This window comes from Montanilutibacter psychrotolerans, from assembly GCF_003719825.1.
Lineage (GTDB): Bacteria > Pseudomonadota > Gammaproteobacteria > Xanthomonadales > Xanthomonadaceae > Montanilutibacter > Montanilutibacter psychrotolerans.
The window spans coordinates 1-15,817 of the sequence record NZ_RIBS01000007.1 but is presented as its reverse complement, the minus strand read 5'-3'; the positions used below and the strand labels follow the sequence as shown (position 1 = coordinate 15,817).

The following is a 15,817-nucleotide window of genomic DNA, read 5'->3' as shown; positions in this document are numbered from 1 at the left end:
CGTCGGAGGCTGTCTCTATCGACAGGAAGGCGCGGACGGCCGGCAATGATAGGCGCGCAATACGCGATTTCCGGTGGCGAAACCCCGCGATAAAGGGTCAGATTTTTCCTACCCCGCGGCTGAGTGGGCCCGGGCTGACGCATCCGTCGACCGAATCCGGCGGCGTTCGTAACGCGCGCAACAAACCCGCAACGATCGCTCAGGGAGATCGTCCGCCCGCTTCGGCAAAGTGTTTGCGATACGCGTCCCACGCATCGCGCGCCGCCGCACGTACCATGGACGACCGTTCCGTGTTCAGGTGGCCCGTGCGCAGCGAATCGACCCAAGGCGGCAGTGGTCAGTTGTCGCGCGGCAAGCTGGCCGCCATTCTCGGCGGACTGGCGATGTTCGGCCCGTTCTCGATCGACACCATCTTTCCGGCATTTCCGGCGATGGGCGTGGCGCTTCACGCCGACAAGCTCGCCATCCAGCAGACCATCAGCGTCTACCTGCTGGCCTATGCGTTGATGAGCGTGGTGCACGGGCCGTTGTCGGATGCGATCGGCCGGCGCAAGGTCATCCTGGGTGGGCTGGTGGTGTTCACGCTGGCGTCGGTCGGCTGTGCGATGGCCACCGACCTGACCACGCTGCTGGCATTCCGCGCCTTGCAGGGGCTGTCATCGGGCGTCGGCCTGATCGTCGGTCGCGCCCTGATCCGCGACGTGCTGCAGGGCGACGACGCGCAGCGGATGATGAGTCAGGTATCGATGATCTTCGGCGTGGCACCGGCCATCGCCCCGATCATCGGCGGCTGGATCCTGGGCTGGAGCCAGTGGCCGGCGATCTTCTGGTTCCTGGTGGCGTTCGCGCTGGTGCTGTTGCTGGCCACCTGGCTGATGCTGCCGGAAACCCATCCGCCGGAAGCGCGACTTCCGATGGTGCCGCGCCGGCTGCTGCGCGATTACGTGTCGATCGCGTTCAATCCGCGCTTCCAGCGGTTGGCCGCTGCCAGCGCGTTCAACTTCGCCGCGCTGTGGGTCTACATCGCATCGGCGCCGGCGTTGGTGATCGACCTGCTGAAGCTGGACGAACGCCAGTTCGGCTGGTTTTTCGTGCCGATGATCAGCGGCATGGTGCTGGGCGCGTTCGTGTCCGGTCGCGCGGCTGGCCGCGTGCCGGGACAGCGGCTGGTGACGATCGGCTTCGCGTGCTCGGCCACGGCGATGTTGCTGAACCTGGGCTACAACCTGTGGACCGACGTGCCGCAGGTGCCGTGGGCGGTGCTGCCGATGTCGCTCAACGCGTTCGGCATCGCGCTGGTGTTTCCGATCGTGACCCTGGCGATCCTGGACATGTACCCGCGCCAGCGCGGCTCGGTGTCGTCGTTGCAGGCCTTCACCAGCCTGGTGCTCAACGCGTTGATTGCCGGCGTGCTGTCGCCGCTGGTCAGTGGCAGCGCGATGGGGCTGCTTGGCTCGGCGGCGACGTTCCTCGTGCTGGCCTGGTTGTTCTGGACCTGGGAATCGCGCGCGTCGCGGCCGTTGCAGCCCTGCACGGGCGAGTCCAACACGGTGCCGGGCGAATCGCTGTAGGCGCGCCAGCCCGGCACCGTCCGGCCTGGGATCAGAGTCCGATCACCCAGAACCGGCGTGCGAAGAGCCAGCGGTACACCATTGCGAACCAGCTGCGCGAACGCTCGCGCGGTGTGGTCACCGCGTCGGCCGGAACGGGTCGGGCCGGCTGTGCCGGTTGGGCCGGTGCTGCCGGGGTGCCACGCACCGGTGGCAGCGGCTGCGACATGTTCATCGCCACGAAGCCGTAGTCCGCACTGGCGTTCTGGTTGCCCAGGAAGGTGTCGAACACGATGCCGGGGGTCTCGACCCAACTGGTTGCGGTGACCCGTACGTTACGATCCGGGGCCAGTCGCAGCGTGAAGCGCTGCCGGCGACCCACGTCCACCGGTGCCAGCCCGGACGAGGTGATGCCATCGCAGCGGTACAGCACGTGGGTGGCATCCGATTCCAGGGCGGCACAACTGCCGTACTGGGCCTGCATGCCGACCACCGACAACGCGTACGGCGGCGCGGCGACCACCCGCAGGAACACGCGCGGGCTTTCCACCGAGACCTCATTGTTGGCCAGTACCTGGTACTCGGCGCTGATGCTGCGATCGTGGCGACCGGGGCTGATCTCGCTGAACGCGGACGTCATCGCCACGGCGAAGTCGGTTTCCGGCACCGGCGTGCGCGTGCAGTTGGTGCCGTAGCGCACCATCGCCGCTTCACGGTAGTTGCTGAAGGCGATATCGGGGCATTGGTCGTTGTTGAGGTCACCCACGGCCATGGCCACCGGCGGGTGGCTGCCGCCGTCCGCGTTGGTGTAGGTGCGGCCGCGGATCTCGGTGGACAGCACCCCTGCGTGCTGCAGGTAGACGCCGATGCTTTCGTTTTCCGGGTGCATCACCACGGCGTCCTTCTTGCCGTCGCCATTGACGTCGGCGGCGAGAATCGCGCCAGGCGTGGCGGCGCTGGCCATCGAATCGGTGCGCACGACGCGCAGCCCGCCATCGAAGATCACCCGGTAAACCTGCGACGGCGCGTTGTCGTTGCCCTTGGAGGCAACCACTTCGTTGCGGTTATCGCCATCGAAATCGCCGATGGCGATGCCGGCAATCCCACGGCCCCAGACGAAGTTGATGCGCAGCATCAGACCGCCGGTTCCGTCGCGTCCAAACACCAGCAGGTGGTCGTTCCAACCGTTGTTGCTGGAGACGAGAAGATCGGCCTGTCCGTCGTGGTCGATGTCGCCGACGGCGATCTCGTTGCGGCCATTGGTGGGAACGGCGAACGCGCGCTTGCTGCGCAGGTTGCCTGCCTGATCGAGGTACCAGACGCCCGCGCAACCCTGCTCGGCCACACCCACCACGTCGCGACGGCCATCGCCATCGACATCGTGGAATGCCAGGTCGACGATTCCCGAGCCGGCGAAACACTGGGCGTCGGGCGGGGCGTAGTCGACGCGGCTGTAGTTGCCATCCGGCAGCGACAGCAACAACTGCAACCGGTCGCTGGTCGCGACGGCGACATCCGGCCGATTGTCGCCGTTGAGATCGGTGGTGGCGTGGGTGTTCAGCACCAGTGGCGACGTGGAGCGGAACAGCATCTGCGGCTGACCCAGTCGGCCATCGGGCAACTGCGGCATCAGGATCAGCGACTGGTCCCAGTCCGACGGAAAGCGGCTGACGTTGGTGAGCAGCAGGTCGTTGCGTCCATCGCCGGTGAAGTCGGCGATGCTGATGGCGCCGAACTCCCCCCCGGCAATGTTGTTGTAGCTTTGCGGGAGCGGCGAAAACCATGCAGCGGCAGGGGCGCTGCCAGCCAGCATCGCGCACGAAAGCAACGTCTTGGAAATCCGCGCCATCCTTGTCTCCACTGCTCCTGATCGAGCAGCGAGTCTAGCAATCCGAAGATGTACCCGATGTCACCGCGCGCTCGAAAACCACGATCGCGCAAACTTCGCGGGCCCGCCGTGCGGTGGCGGTGGGTGGCTCGTCCAGGGTTACCGACGCAAGCGCATGGCAAGCCAGATCGGCAGGCCTGCCAGGACCAATACCGCGCCCCACATCAACGCTTGCGCGCCGGTGCCGAGCAGGGCGTACAGGCTGTACACGAGCGCGCCGGCCGCGGCGATGCGGCTGCCGGCACCGTGGCCTCGCAGCAGCCACGCGGCGCTGCTGACCACGTACGGCAACAACGTGGCCGCGGTGGAAAGCAGGATCGAGAAGGTGAACACCGTCACCAGCGAGGCGTTGTAGTTGCTGGCGACCAGCACGCTGGCAAGGCCGCTGCTGACCAGGATTCCCACCACCGGCGTGCCGCGTGCATCGACGCGCGACAGCACACTCGGCAGCAGGCCGTCGCGGGCCGCCGCGAGTGGCACCTGCGCCGATACCAGCACCCAGCCGTTGAGCGCGCCCAGGCACGACACCGCCATCACCAGAGCAAGCAGCACGCCAGCGCTCGGCCCCCACAGCACGCGCGCGGCATCGGCCATCGGCGCCGACGATTGCTGCAGCACCGAGGCGGGCAACACGCCAAGGACGGCCGTGCACGCCAGTACCGTGGCGATGCCCGCGATCAGCGTGCCGACCATCGTTGCGCGTGGCACGGTGCGCTCGGGATCCTGGATGGATCCGGCCGGAACGGTGGCGGCTTCCAGTCCCAGCAATGCCCACAACGTCAGCGCGACGGTGGCCTGCGCGACCTGCGGCAGCGAGTCGCCGGTCGGATTGAACGGCGTCAGGTTGCCGCGCTCGACGAACCACAGTGCGACGAAACCGAACAGCAGCAATGGCAGCAGCTTCAGCACCGTGGTCAGCAGCTGCATGCGGCCGGCCTCACGCACGCCGGCGATATTGATACCGCTGCACAGCCACAAGGCCGCCAGCGCGCAGCCCGCGGCGCGCAGTGGCGTCGCGGTGGCGGCGGGAAAGAGCGCGCCGATGCTGCCGGCGAACGCGACGGCGATCGCCGCGGTCGCGCACCACACCGACACCCAGTAGCTCCACGCCACCACGAAGCCGGTGACGTCGCCAAACGCCAGCCGGGCGAACACGTACGGCCCGCCGGTGTGGGGCCATCGCATCGCCAGCCGGGCGAACACCAGCGCCAGCAACAGCGCGCCGGCGACCGTCACCGCCCAGCCGACCAGGCTGGCGGCGCCATACGGCGCAAGCGCCGCCGGCAGCAGGAACACGCCCGAGCCGATCATGCTGCCCACCACCAGTGCGGTGGCCGACCAGAAGCCCAGCGGGCGCTTGCCGCCTGGCGCGGGCCCGGCGCCGATGGCGTTGTCCGTCCCGGCGGGGACCTCGCTACTGGGGTTGGTCATTCGCTGGCCCTGGCGGTGTCGGTGGGTGGAGATCGTGGCCGGCCGTCGCCGGCACCTTCGGGGGCAGCCGCCGCCGTCACGGCTCGGCGGACGCGTTGCGGTAGATACCGCGCAGCAATTCGTGGAAGTGGTGCACGGCGTTTTCGCGCAACGGGTTCAGCCGGCCTGGCTGGTACGAGCCCGACGCCAGTCCGCGCTGAACGTCCTCGCAGATTGTCAGGTCCTCCAGTTGCACCTCGTCGCTGAACGCCAGGTCGGCCTCGCGGCGCGCGCGCGCTTGCCCGGAGTCGTCGGCGGTGTAGTAGAAATCGAACTCGACCCGGCAGCGGTCTGCGCCCAGCGGCACCACGCGGTTGGTCTGCAGGCGGCCGGGCAGGATGTTGAGCATGGTGTTGGGCCACAGCCAGTAGTACAGCGCGTCGCCGTCGCCATACAGCCCGTCGCCGCTTTCGAGCGGGCTGAACTGGAACGAATACCAGTGCGCGGTCTGCGTGATGTAACTGCGGTAGTCCAGCAGCTTGTTCAGCCCGGGATGGATGTGCGGGACGTGGTAGCCCTCGAGGTAGTTGTCGACGTAGACCTTCCAGTTGCAGGCCACGTCGTAGCCGACCCGATGGTGGTGGCCGTAGTGCTCCAGGCCGCGGTCCGCGCCCAGGCGTGCGTCGATGCCGGCGACGAACGCGTCGAACGACGGCGCGTGCGCCTCGTCCACCACGGCGAACACCAGGCCCTGCCAGATGCGCACGGCCAGTTGCGGAAGGCGCACGTCGGCGACGTTGAAGTCCTCGGCGCTGCCCATTTCCGGTGCCGATCGCAGCACGCCGTCGAGGCCGTAGGTCCAGCCGTGGTAGCGGCAGCGCAGCGATTTCGCGGCCAGGCCATCGCAGCTCGCGATCGGTCCGGCGCGGTGCCGGCAGACGTTGTGGAACACCCGGATTACGTCGTCCGCCCCGCGCACGGCGATCACCGGCAACCCGGCGAAATCGCCGACCACATGGTCGCCGGCGGCCTGCAACTGGCAGACGTGGGCCAGCAGCTGCCAGCCGCGGTCGAACACCGCACGGCGGTCGCGCGCGACCATCGCCGGGTCGGTATAGAAGTGCGCCGGAAGCGCCGTCGCGTGCGCCAACGGCTGGGCGATCAGATACAGGTCGTCGGAGGGGTCCATCGCCGCAGTATCGCCGCTTCGCCGGCCCTGGGGCAGGGCATGGTCTGGCGTTTGGCCGCTGTCCGCCGACCGGTCCGCGCCATCCCGATGTGGCTGGCGCGCGGGCTGCATGGCGCGCGGTTCCGGCCGACGATGGCCGGCGCGTCAGGTCCGTCGGCCGCGGGCCAGGCGGGGGCTCAGTGCTGTGTCACCGGCGCGCCGAGCGCGTCGGCGCGTCCGTCAAGTTCCCGTTCGAGTCGTTGCTGGAATTCCTCCAGGCTCAGGCCCTGTTCGCCGGCTTCGCGCTGGGCTTCGTCGCGCAGGGCATCGGAAAACTTGATGCGGATCGCCTGGCCGGCGCGCTGGCGGCTGCTGGCGGCGCGTTGCAGCAGGGCGAGCACCGTGGCCGCGCTGGCGCTGCCACCGGCGATCTGGCCGTCTAGACCGAGCACCCATTCGCCGTCGCGGCGGGCGATGCCGCCCAGCAGGCTGCCGTCGGCATCGCGCAGTTCCGCATGGGCCTCGACCGGCCCGACGGGCGGCTTGGGCGCGATCACCCGTCGCGATCGTGACGTGAGTTTCTTGCGCGCGGCGCGGCGCACCTTGGAATTCTTCGACATCACCGGACTCCGGCCGCGACGGGATGCGGCTGGGGGAATGATAGCCGGCGCAATCGTGGAGACCGTGCCCTACGTGGCCGTTGGCGCCCCGCGGCCTCCCCGGAAAGACGGAAGGCCGGCTTGCGCCGGCCTTCCGTGAAACCACCCAACCGACCGGCGCGCCGTCCGGTCCGCCTCGTCGAAGGTCTGCCGTGTCAGCCCTGCGCGGGCTTGGCCGCAGACGGCTTCGACGCCGCGGCGGCGACGCCCTCGGGCTGCCAGCCGCACGTCTTGCCTTCGTTCTGCTGCTTCAGCCAGGCCTGCAGCGGCGCGAAGTATTCCAGCACCGCCGAAGCGTCCATCTTCTCGCCGCCGGTCAGTTCCTTCAGCGTCTGCTGCCAGGGCTGGCTGCTGCCCTTGCCGAGCATCGCCTGGAACTTCGCACCGGCTTCCTTGTTGCCATAGAAGCTGCACTCGTGCAGCGGGCCGGTGTGACCGGAGGCCTTGCACAGCGACTGGTAGAACTGGAACTGCAGCACGTGCGACAGGAAGTAGCGCGTGTAGGGCGTGTTGGCCGGCACGTGGTACTTCGCGCCGGCGTCGAAGAACTCCTCGCCGCGTGCGGTCACCGGCGCCACGCCCTGGTACTTGGCCTTGAGCTGCCACCACGCGTGGTTGTACTGGTCGGGCTTGATCGAGCCGTCGAACACGCCCCAGCGCCAGCGATCGATCATCAGGCCGAACGGCAGGAACGACACCTTCGCCAGCGCCATGCGCATCTGCGAGTTGATCAGCGCTTCATTGCTGGGCTGTTGCACGCCGACCATGCCGATCGACTGCAGGTAGCCCGGCGTCATGCCAAGCACCATCGTGTCGCCGATCGCCTCGTGGAAGCCATCGTGCGCGCCCTGCTGGAACAGCGGCGGCTGATTGTTGTAGGCCAGGTAGTAATAGACGTGGCCGAGCTCGTGGTAGATGGTGGTGAAGTCTTCCTCGTTGGGCTTGATGCACATCTTGGTGCGCACGTCGCCGGCCATGTTCATGTCCCACGCGCTGGCGTGGCAGGCCACGTCGCGGTCGCGCGGCTTGGTGAACTGCGTGTTGGCCCAGTAGCTCTTCGGCAGCGCGGGCATGCCAAGCGAGGTGTAGAAGTCCTGCGCGCGCTCGGTCATCTTGCGCGCGACGGCTTCCTGCGCGTCCCGCTCGATCTGCGCCTGTTCAACCACGCCGGGCTGGCCGCTGAACTTCGCGCGCTCGGCCTGCAGCGCCGTGGTGTATTGCGCCTGGAGCGCACCGGTGATGTCCAGGTTGCCTGCCTGTTCGGCGCTGTACGGCGCCAGCACGTCCCACAGGTTGCCCCAGTCCTGCTGCCACATGTTGCCCATCAGGTGGGCAGGCAGCATGCCGCCGGCGACGTGGCCCTTGTCGGCGCCGTACTTCGCTTCCAGGCGCGTGCGGGTGTAGCAATGCAGCTGCTCGTACAGCGGCTTGACCTGGCCCCAGAGGCGGTCGGTCTCGGCGGCGATCTCGACCGGACTCATGTCGTAGCCCGAACGCCACATCTCGCCGGTGTCGGCGAAGCCCATTTCGTCGGCGCCTTCGTTGACCAGATCGACGAAGCGCGAGTAGTCCTTGCGCATCGGCTGGGCGATCGTGTGCCAGCCCTGCCAGGCATCGAGCTGGGCCTGGTAGTCGCGGTTGCTGCGCAGGACGTCCTCAAGCTCGCCCAGCTGGCGGCACTTCTTGTCGCTGCCGCAGTAGCGACCCTTGCTGTAGGTGCCGTCCATCCGGCTGACGATCTGGGTCAGTTCGGCAAGCTTGGCCGGTTCGTGCGGGGCCGGCATCGCGGTCTGCAGCTTCAGCAGCTGGATGGCGCGCGCGGTCTGCGGCGACAGCTTCTGGCCCTCGAAACGCTTGGCCTGTTCGATCCAGTTGTTGAGCTGCAGCAGGTAGCGCTCGTTGGCCTTGGCCGCGACCAGCTCGGTATCGCTGTTGACGAAGGTGTTGGACAGCCACTGCGCGGCGCTGAGCTCGGGGTACATCGCACGCAGCTCGTTGTTGACGCGTGCGACGAACTGGTCGGCGGTCTCGCCTTCCGGCGGCTTGGAGGCCGGCGTGGTGGAACCCGTGGTCGACGGCGACGGCTCCTTCTTGCAACCGGAGAGGCCGAGCACGGCGGCAGTGATGCTGAGCGCGATCAACGCGCGGACGGGTTTCATGCGGAACATCTCCGGTAAGGCTCGCGCAAGTCGCGCGGAAGCCCGAAGGCTAGTGGCTGGGTGCGCAGGCGCGCAAGTCGCCGACCTGACGCCTGGTGCGGGGTTTGCTTGCCGGGCGTGGCCGATGGGACGGCGGGTGGGCGGGCGGCGGGGCGCATCAGGTACCCGGCGCCGTGGTGCGCTGGGGTGGTGGCGGGCCGGCTTCGACGGCAGATCTAGGCAGCGTCTGCGGCGCCGAAGGGAGGTTCGAGCAGGACACGGCGCCCGGCATCGGCCAGGCCGCGCGCGTGCAGCCATTGCCAGGCGCTGTCGGCATCGTGATCGAAGTAGGCCTGCGCCGAACCCAGCCGGAAGGTGTAGCCCCAGTGGTCCATGTCGGCCAGGACGCGTGCGCGGCCGACGCCGGGCAACGCGTCGCCCAGCAACGCCTGCAACACGCAGACCGCGTCTTCCTCCTCGACCGAGTCGGTGGCGTCGGTGTGCACCACCGCGCGACGCTCGGGGGGCAGCACGATCAGGTGCGAGGCTTCGTGCAGCAGCGAGTGCACGGGCGTGTCGCCCCGCGCGTAGACATTGGCGCCGACCAGGCCGGCTTCGCATTCGCCCCAGTAGCTGCCGGGAATCGCCACGCCATCGGCGACCGCATGCAACTGCAGGCCATAGCGGGCGAGCAGGTCATGGGCGTCGGCAAAGGCAATGTCGGAAAGCGTCAGCACGGAGCGGATCGAAGTGGGGGCGGGGCGTCGGCTTGGCAGCGTGGCCGCGGCATGGGTCGGTGCGAGGTGGACGAAGGTACGGGCGGTGCCTGGAGGACAGGCCGTCCGGGAATGCCACGCCGCCCCGGTGGAATGTTCCGGGACGGCGCGTGCGGCCTCAGGCCTGCACGTTGGGCTCGGGCAATGCCACCGAGATGTCGAGGACGTCGTGTTCGCCTTCCTTGACGAGGTCGACCTTGACCGCTTCGACATCGACGTTGACGTACTTGCGGATCACCTCGAGCAGCTCGCGTTGCAGCATCGGCAGGTAGTCCGGCCCGCCGCGGCCGCGGCCGGCGGAGCGCTCGTGCGCGACGATGATGCGCAGGCGGTCCTTGGCGACCGAGGCGGTCTGCTTCTTGGCAGTCAGGAAGTCGAACAGGCCCATGCGGTCAGCCTCCGAAGATCTTGCTGAAGAAGCCCTTCTTCTCGACGTGCACGAACCGCATCGGGCGGGTGTCGCCGAGCAGGCGGGCAACGGCGTCGTCATAGGCCTGGGCGGCGTCGGATTCGGTGTCCAGGATCACCGGCTCGCCCTTGTTGGAAGCGTTGAGGACGTCGCCCGACTCGGGGATGACGCCGATGGTCTTGAGCCCGAGGATCTCCTCGACGTCGCCGACGCTGAGCATCTCGCCGGTTTCCACGCGCTTGGGGCTGTAGCGGGTCAGCAGCAGGTGTTCCTTGACGCGCTCGCCCTTCTCGGCGCGACGGGTCTTGCTGGCCAGCAGGCCCAGGATGCGGTCGGAGTCGCGCACCGACGACACTTCCGGGTTGACCACCACCAGCGCCTGGTCGGCGAAGTACATGGCCAGGTAGGCGCCCTTCTCGATACCCGCCGGCGAGTCGCAGACGATGTAGTCGAAGCCGTCGGCGGCGAGATCGTCGAGCACCTTCTGCACGCCCTCGGCGGTCAGCGCGTCCTTGTCGCGGGTCTGCGATGCGGCCAGCACATGCAGGTTGTCGAAGCGCTTGTCCTTGATCAGCGACTGCTTGAGCGTCGCCTCGCCGTTGACGACGTTGACGAAGTCGTACACGACACGGCGCTCGCAACCCATGATCAGGTCGAGGTTGCGCAGGCCAACGTCGAAGTCGATGACGGCGACCTTGTGGCCGCGGCGGGCAAGCCCGCAGGCGAGACTGGCGCTGGTCGTGGTCTTGCCGACGCCGCCCTTGCCCGAGGTGACTACGATGATTTCGGCCAAAACACGTTCCTCCGTTGTTGCGGCATCACTCAAGTGCCGCGATTTTTAATTGTTCGTCTTCGAGCCAGACCTGCACCGCCTTGCCGCGCAGTTCCGACGGAATGTCTTCCAGTACCTTGTAATGACCTGCAATCGCAACGAGCTCCGCGTGGAACTCGCGACAGAAGATGCGTGCCTTTTCGTTGCCCTGCGCGCCGGCCAGGGCGCGGCCGCGCAGCGGTCCGTAGATGTGCACCGATCCGTCGGCTATCACCTCGGCGCCCGCGCCGACGGTGGTCAGCACGGTCAGGTCGCGGCTGTCAGCGTAGACCTGCTGCCCCGAGCGTACCGGTGTGGACTGGATCATGCCGGGACTGGCGTTGCTGTTTGCCGGCGCAACGGCGGCCGGAGCCGGCGCGGTGGCGACCGGTTCAGGCTCGGGGCGGTGCGGGGCAGGGGCCGCGTCGGCGCGTTCGTACTGGGCGCGGAACTTGGCCAGCAAGGGCAGGCCCAGGGCTTCGGCAAGCCGCTCGGTCTCGCTGGTGCCATAGGCCAGTGCCACGGGCAGCACACCGGCATCGCGCAGGCCATCGATCAGCGATTGCGCGGTGGCGGCGTCGGGCGTGCGGCTGAGGCCGCCGAAATCGAGCACGACAGCGGCGCGGCCGAACAGGTGCGGTGCGCGCTGCACGCGATCGCGCATTTCGGCGACCATGCGCGCCACGTCCAGGGTGCGCACTCGAAGGTTGGCGATACCGACCTGGCCGATCCGGAGTTCGCCGGCCTGCTCGTAGTCCATCCCCACCGCACTCACTGGCACGTACCGGTCTGGCGGGGCGCGAGCAAGGCGCTGCGCGGCTCGACGATCCACGCCTCGCGCGGGAGCTGCGGGCCATAGGTCTGGCGGACCCAGTCGAAACTGCACAGCTCCTTCATGAGCATCGCCGCGCGCAGGCCGGTTTCCGGCATGACGTGCTGGCCGACCTCACGGAAACCGAAGCTGCCATGGAACAGCAGCACCGGATCGATGATGCCTTCGTCCAGCAGCACCTCGCAGGCCATCTGCGGGTAGCGAAGCTCCGAATAGCTTTGCGCATCGGCATAGAACGCACGGCCGACGCCGCCGCCGCGACGGCGGCTGGCGACCACGATGCGGTCGATGTAGAAGAAGTCGGGGTGGCGCTCCCGGAACCAGCGGAAGTTGCTGCTGTCGTGATCCGAATGGCTGCCCATGCCGATCAGGAAGCCCGCCAGCGTTCCGTCGCGCTCGGCGACACGGAAATACTCTGCGCGTTCGAAGAAGTGACGCAGTCTGGCCGCATCCAGCGGAAGGATCGCAGGGCCGGCGGCGTTGTTCAGTGCAAGGACGGAATCCAGCTCGTGCTCGCGCACGTCGCGGACGACGATCGACATTCCGGGCTCCAGGGTTGCGTTTGACCGGCCGCGTGAGGACGGCCGACACGCGATTATCGCATGGCGCACCGGTGGCGGCGACCGCGGCGGGGAGGCGATTGGCCGGCCCATGACTTTCGGGTGGCTCGGCAATGCCCCGCGAGGGTTAGCATCCCTACGATGCTGGCCCGCCTGAACCATACCCGACTCCTGCGCTACGCCGGTCTCTTCACCTGGGCCGTGGTAGGGCTGCCGCTCCTGTACACGTGGCTGTCGCCGATCGAGGTCACCGGCGAGTACCCCGAAGAGACGCTCGGCCTGCAGCCGATGGCGTTGCCGGGCTGGGCCTCGTACCTGGTCTTCGGCCTCAGCTATGTCTGGCTGACCCGGTCGCTGGGCAGCCGCCGGACCACCGCGCTCGACCTGCTGGGCCTGCTGGTGCTGACCGGCAGCGCGATCGCGGTCAGCTATTACAGCGTCAGTGGCCTGGGCAGCGTGCTGCTGATGACCACCGCGTGCGTCCTGCCGTGGCTGCTGCCGCTGCGCGCCGGCGTGGCGTGGCTGGTGCTGAGCCAGTTCGCGGTGGTGCCGGTGTTCGTGCGGGGCTTCAACTTCCCGCTGGTGGATGCCCTGCTGCAGTCGGTGCTGTACGCCGGTTTCTGCGTGTTCGTGTTCGTCACCAGCCTGGTCGCCCGGCAGCAGGCGCAGGCGCGCGAGGAGCAGCGCCGGCTCAACGCCGAACTGCGCGCGACCCGGCTGCTGCTGGCCGAGAGCGCGCGCATCAACGAGCGCACTCGCATCTCGCGCGAGCTGCACGACCTGCTGGGCCACCACCTGACCGCCCTGAGCCTCAATCTCGAAGTGGCCGGCCACCTGTCCGAAGGCCGCGTCAAGGAACACGTGCAGCAGGCCCACACGCTCGCCCGACTGTTGCTGACCGACGTGCGCGAGGCGGTCAGCCAGTTGCGCGACGACGGCGCGATCGACCTGTCGCTGGCGCTCCGGCCGCTCGCCGAGAACGTGCCGTCGCTGGACATCCACATGGAGATCGAGGCGCCGCTGACGCTCGACGATCCCGAGCGCGCGCACGTGCTGCTGCGCTGCACGCAGGAAATCATCACCAACGCCGTACGCCATGCCGGCGCCCGCAACCTGTGGATCACCGCGCGCCGGGAAGGCCGCATGATCGCGATGGACGCGCGTGATGACGGCCGTGGCGCCGATACCGTCGCCAGCGGCAATGGCCTGCGCGGCATGCGCGAGCGATTGGCGCAACATGGTGGCGACCTGCAGATCGAAACCCGTCCCAATGCCGGCTTCTGCCTGCACCTGACGTTGCCCGCTTCGGCGGTCGATGTCGCCAGCTGACCCAAGGAGATGTGCCCGATGATCCGCGTGTTGCTCGTAGACGACCAAACCCTGGTGCGACAGGGCGTGCGCTCGCTGCTCTCGCTGGCCGAAGGGATCGAGGTGATCGGCGAGGCCAGCGATGGCCGCCAGGCGGTCGACGTGATCCCGCAGCTCAAGCCCGACGTGGTGCTGATGGACATGCGCATGCCCGTGATGTCCGGCCTGGAAGCGCTGCAGGCGCTGGCACGGCTGGGCACGCTGCCGCCGACGATCATCCTGACCACGTTCGACGACGACCAGCTGGTGCTGGCCGGACTCAAGGCCGGCGCCAAGGGCTACCTGCTCAAGGACGTCTCGCTGGAGCAGTTGGTCGGCGCCATCCAGACCGTCAGCGCCGGCGGCTCGCTGGTCCAGCCGGCAATGACCCAGCGCCTGCTGTCGGGCCTGGAGCACATGCGCAACGATTTCGTCAGCCTCGACCGGCCCGACCCGTTGACCGAGCGCGAGACCGAGATCCTGCGGCTGATGGCCGGTGGCTTCTCGAACAAGGAGATCGCCAATTCGCTGGGCGTCGCCGAGGGCACGATCAAGAACCACGTGTCGAACATCCTGTCCAAGCTCGGCGTGCGCGATCGCACCCGGGCGGTGCTCAAGGCCTTCGAGCTGCAACTGGTCTGATTGATCGGCGCCCGGTCCGGCCCGACGCCGGGCCTGGGCGCTGCCGCCCCGGCCGAGACGCGCCATCGGCCGTGGCGGGCAGGGCGCAGGCCCTGCCGATCGCCGCTCCTGCCCTGATGACCGAATGTCATGGCGAAGGCGCGGACTTTCACCTCCGGGGTGGCTGCCGCCGGCGCGGCTTCCTTGATACGATGCCGGGTCTGCGCCCCGGCCCGACCCGGGCCCGGCCCTGGAGAACCTGAATGACCCGTCTGATCGAGCTCCTGATTTCACTGGCGATCGTCGCCGCGCTGTTCCTGATCGTGGGCGTGCTGCTGCCGTCCAGCCGACATCTGTCGCACTCGGTCGAGACCAACCGCAAGCTGACGATCGTGTACGACACCTTGAACAGCCTTCGCCGCTTCAAGGACTGGAACCCGCTGGTGCTGCGCGATCCGGCGATGCAGCTGAAGCTTTCCGGCCCCGAGACGGGCGTCGGTGCACGCCTCGACTACACGTCGCAGGAAAAGCGCCTGGGCAACGGCAGCTGGGAAATCACCGACACGGTGCCGCGTGAGAGCGTCTCCTTCGCCATCACCGACATCCAGCGCGGCACCAACAAGCGCAGCAAGTTCAGCTTCAAGAACACCGGCAAGGGTGGTCGCAACGTCGAGATCACCCAGACCTACGACGTCGACTACGGCTGGAACCTGATCGGCCGTTACGCCGGTCTGTACGTCAGCAGCAATGTCGGCGAAGACATCAAGCTCGGCCTGTCGCGCATCACGCGCATGCTGGCGACGGTGCCGAACTACGACTACGCAGAGCTCTCCAAGGACGATCCGGCCATGGCGCCGAAGCTGGGCGAGCGCCCGGCCGAGAACCTGCTGGTCATGAGCGTGCAGGTCGACCGCAGCAACGAGAAGGTGCAGCAGGCGATGAGCAGCAGCCTGCAGTGGATCAACAAGGTCATCGAAGCCAACGGCCTCGAATCCGCCGGTCCGCTGCGCCTGATCACCAGTGACTTCAGCTCCGAGAGCTACTCGTTCGACGTCGCCATGCCGGTGCGCAAGGTCGGCGCGACGGGCGAAGCCACCGAGCTGACGATCAACCCGGGCGAAACCCAGGTCAAGGCCGTGTTCCAGAAGCCCAGCCGCATCGCGGTCGTGCCGTTCAAGGGCCACATGGCCAACCTCGCCAAGGTGCGTGACGCCCTGCGTGGCTGGGCACTGACCCGCGGTTACGAGCCCAACGAGCGCCCGTACGACGTGTGGAAGAACGGCATCGACGCCGGCTTCACCGAAGAAGGCGATTTCGAGGAGGTCTGGGCAATCAAGTAAGCCCGGATCGTCGCTCCAGGTAACAGAAAGCGCGCCGCTTATGCGGCGCGTTTTTTTTGGCGCTTCTCCAGGATTCGTAGGGCGCATTAGCCGAAGGCGTAATGCGCCGTGTGGGGCGTGCGATGGAGATCCACCTCGACGTAGCGGTATGGGACGCGCGATGAAGGTCCACTTCGACGTACACGATTCCGGCGCAATGCCCTTGGGTTATTGCGCCCTTGTATCTTCAACCCACCAGCGATGGGCTGGTGATCCGGGGGCACTCGGATCGGTGCAGGGAGAGACTGTTTGCGCCCTGAGACTGCGAG

At 67.9% G+C, this 15,817-nt stretch carries 13 protein-coding genes and 1 pseudogene; 4 read left to right on the top strand and 10 right to left on the bottom strand.

Features of this window, described 5'->3' with window-relative positions; genetic code table 11:
* Positions 1-356 precede the first annotated feature (356 nt).
* Entirely contained in the window at positions 357-1,571 is a 1,215-nt protein-coding gene (locus EER27_RS13625) for a multidrug effflux MFS transporter (RefSeq protein WP_223807354.1), read from the top strand.
* A 31-nt stretch (positions 1,572-1,602) separates the two neighbouring features.
* On the opposite strand, the gene EER27_RS13620 is transcribed toward EER27_RS13625, so the two are convergent.
* The 10 genes from EER27_RS13620 to EER27_RS13575 form a co-directional block, all read right to left on the bottom strand.
* Positions 1,603-3,399, bottom strand: a complete 1,797-nt coding sequence (locus EER27_RS13620) for an FG-GAP repeat domain-containing protein (RefSeq protein ID WP_123088679.1) — start codon at positions 3,397-3,399, stop codon at positions 1,603-1,605.
* A 138-nt stretch (positions 3,400-3,537) separates the two neighbouring features.
* Complete coding sequence (locus EER27_RS13615) at positions 3,538-4,869, bottom strand: amino acid permease (RefSeq protein ID WP_223807340.1); 1,332 nt, start codon at positions 4,867-4,869, stop codon at positions 3,538-3,540.
* Positions 4,870-4,945: 76 nt separating this feature from the next.
* Positions 4,946-6,037 (bottom strand): aromatic ring-hydroxylating oxygenase subunit alpha, encoded by a 1,092-nt coding sequence (locus tag EER27_RS13610; protein WP_123088678.1) that lies wholly within the window; start codon positions 6,035-6,037, stop codon positions 4,946-4,948.
* Between the two features lie 176 nt (positions 6,038-6,213).
* A complete protein-coding gene (locus EER27_RS13605) occupies positions 6,214-6,636 on the bottom strand; it encodes a hypothetical protein (RefSeq protein ID WP_123088677.1) in 423 nt (140 codons plus the stop codon).
* A 194-nt stretch (positions 6,637-6,830) separates the two neighbouring features.
* Positions 6,831-8,834 (bottom strand): M2 family metallopeptidase, encoded by a 2,004-nt coding sequence (locus tag EER27_RS13600; protein ID WP_123088809.1) that lies wholly within the window; start codon positions 8,832-8,834, stop codon positions 6,831-6,833.
* 215 nt (positions 8,835-9,049) lie between these two features.
* Positions 9,050-9,559 carry a hypothetical protein gene (locus tag EER27_RS13595; RefSeq protein ID WP_223807353.1) on the bottom strand — a complete coding sequence of 170 codons (510 nt, stop codon included), beginning with the start codon at positions 9,557-9,559 and terminating at the stop codon, positions 9,050-9,052.
* 148 nt (positions 9,560-9,707) lie between these two features.
* Complete coding sequence (gene minE, locus EER27_RS13590) at positions 9,708-9,977, bottom strand: cell division topological specificity factor MinE (protein ID WP_123088676.1); 270 nt, start codon at positions 9,975-9,977, stop codon at positions 9,708-9,710.
* Positions 9,978-9,981: 4 nt separating this feature from the next.
* A complete protein-coding gene (minD, locus tag EER27_RS13585) occupies positions 9,982-10,791 on the bottom strand; it encodes a septum site-determining protein MinD (protein ID WP_123088675.1) in 810 nt (269 codons plus the stop codon).
* 25 nt (positions 10,792-10,816) lie between these two features.
* Positions 10,817-11,569 carry a septum site-determining protein MinC gene (gene minC / locus EER27_RS13580; RefSeq protein ID WP_123088674.1) on the bottom strand — a complete coding sequence of 251 codons (753 nt, stop codon included), beginning with the start codon at positions 11,567-11,569 and terminating at the stop codon, positions 10,817-10,819.
* Positions 11,570-11,580: 11 nt separating this feature from the next.
* Entirely contained in the window at positions 11,581-12,183 is a 603-nt protein-coding gene (locus EER27_RS13575) for a GNAT family N-acetyltransferase (protein ID WP_123088673.1), read from the bottom strand.
* A gap of 339 nt (positions 12,184-12,522) precedes the next feature.
* Between EER27_RS13575 and EER27_RS13570 the strand changes: the two are divergent.
* From EER27_RS13570 to EER27_RS13560, 3 genes and pseudogenes are all read left to right on the top strand, one after another.
* Positions 12,523-13,530, top strand: a pseudogene (locus tag EER27_RS13570) (sensor histidine kinase); the annotation flags it as partial.
* Positions 13,531-13,548: 18 nt separating this feature from the next.
* Positions 13,549-14,190 carry a response regulator gene (locus EER27_RS13565; RefSeq protein WP_123088671.1) on the top strand — a complete coding sequence of 214 codons (642 nt, stop codon included), beginning with the start codon at positions 13,549-13,551 and terminating at the stop codon, positions 14,188-14,190.
* A gap of 242 nt (positions 14,191-14,432) precedes the next feature.
* Positions 14,433-15,509 (top strand): polyketide cyclase, encoded by a 1,077-nt coding sequence (locus tag EER27_RS13560; protein WP_123088670.1) that lies wholly within the window; start codon positions 14,433-14,435, stop codon positions 15,507-15,509.
* The last annotated feature ends 308 nt before the right edge of the window (positions 15,510-15,817 follow it).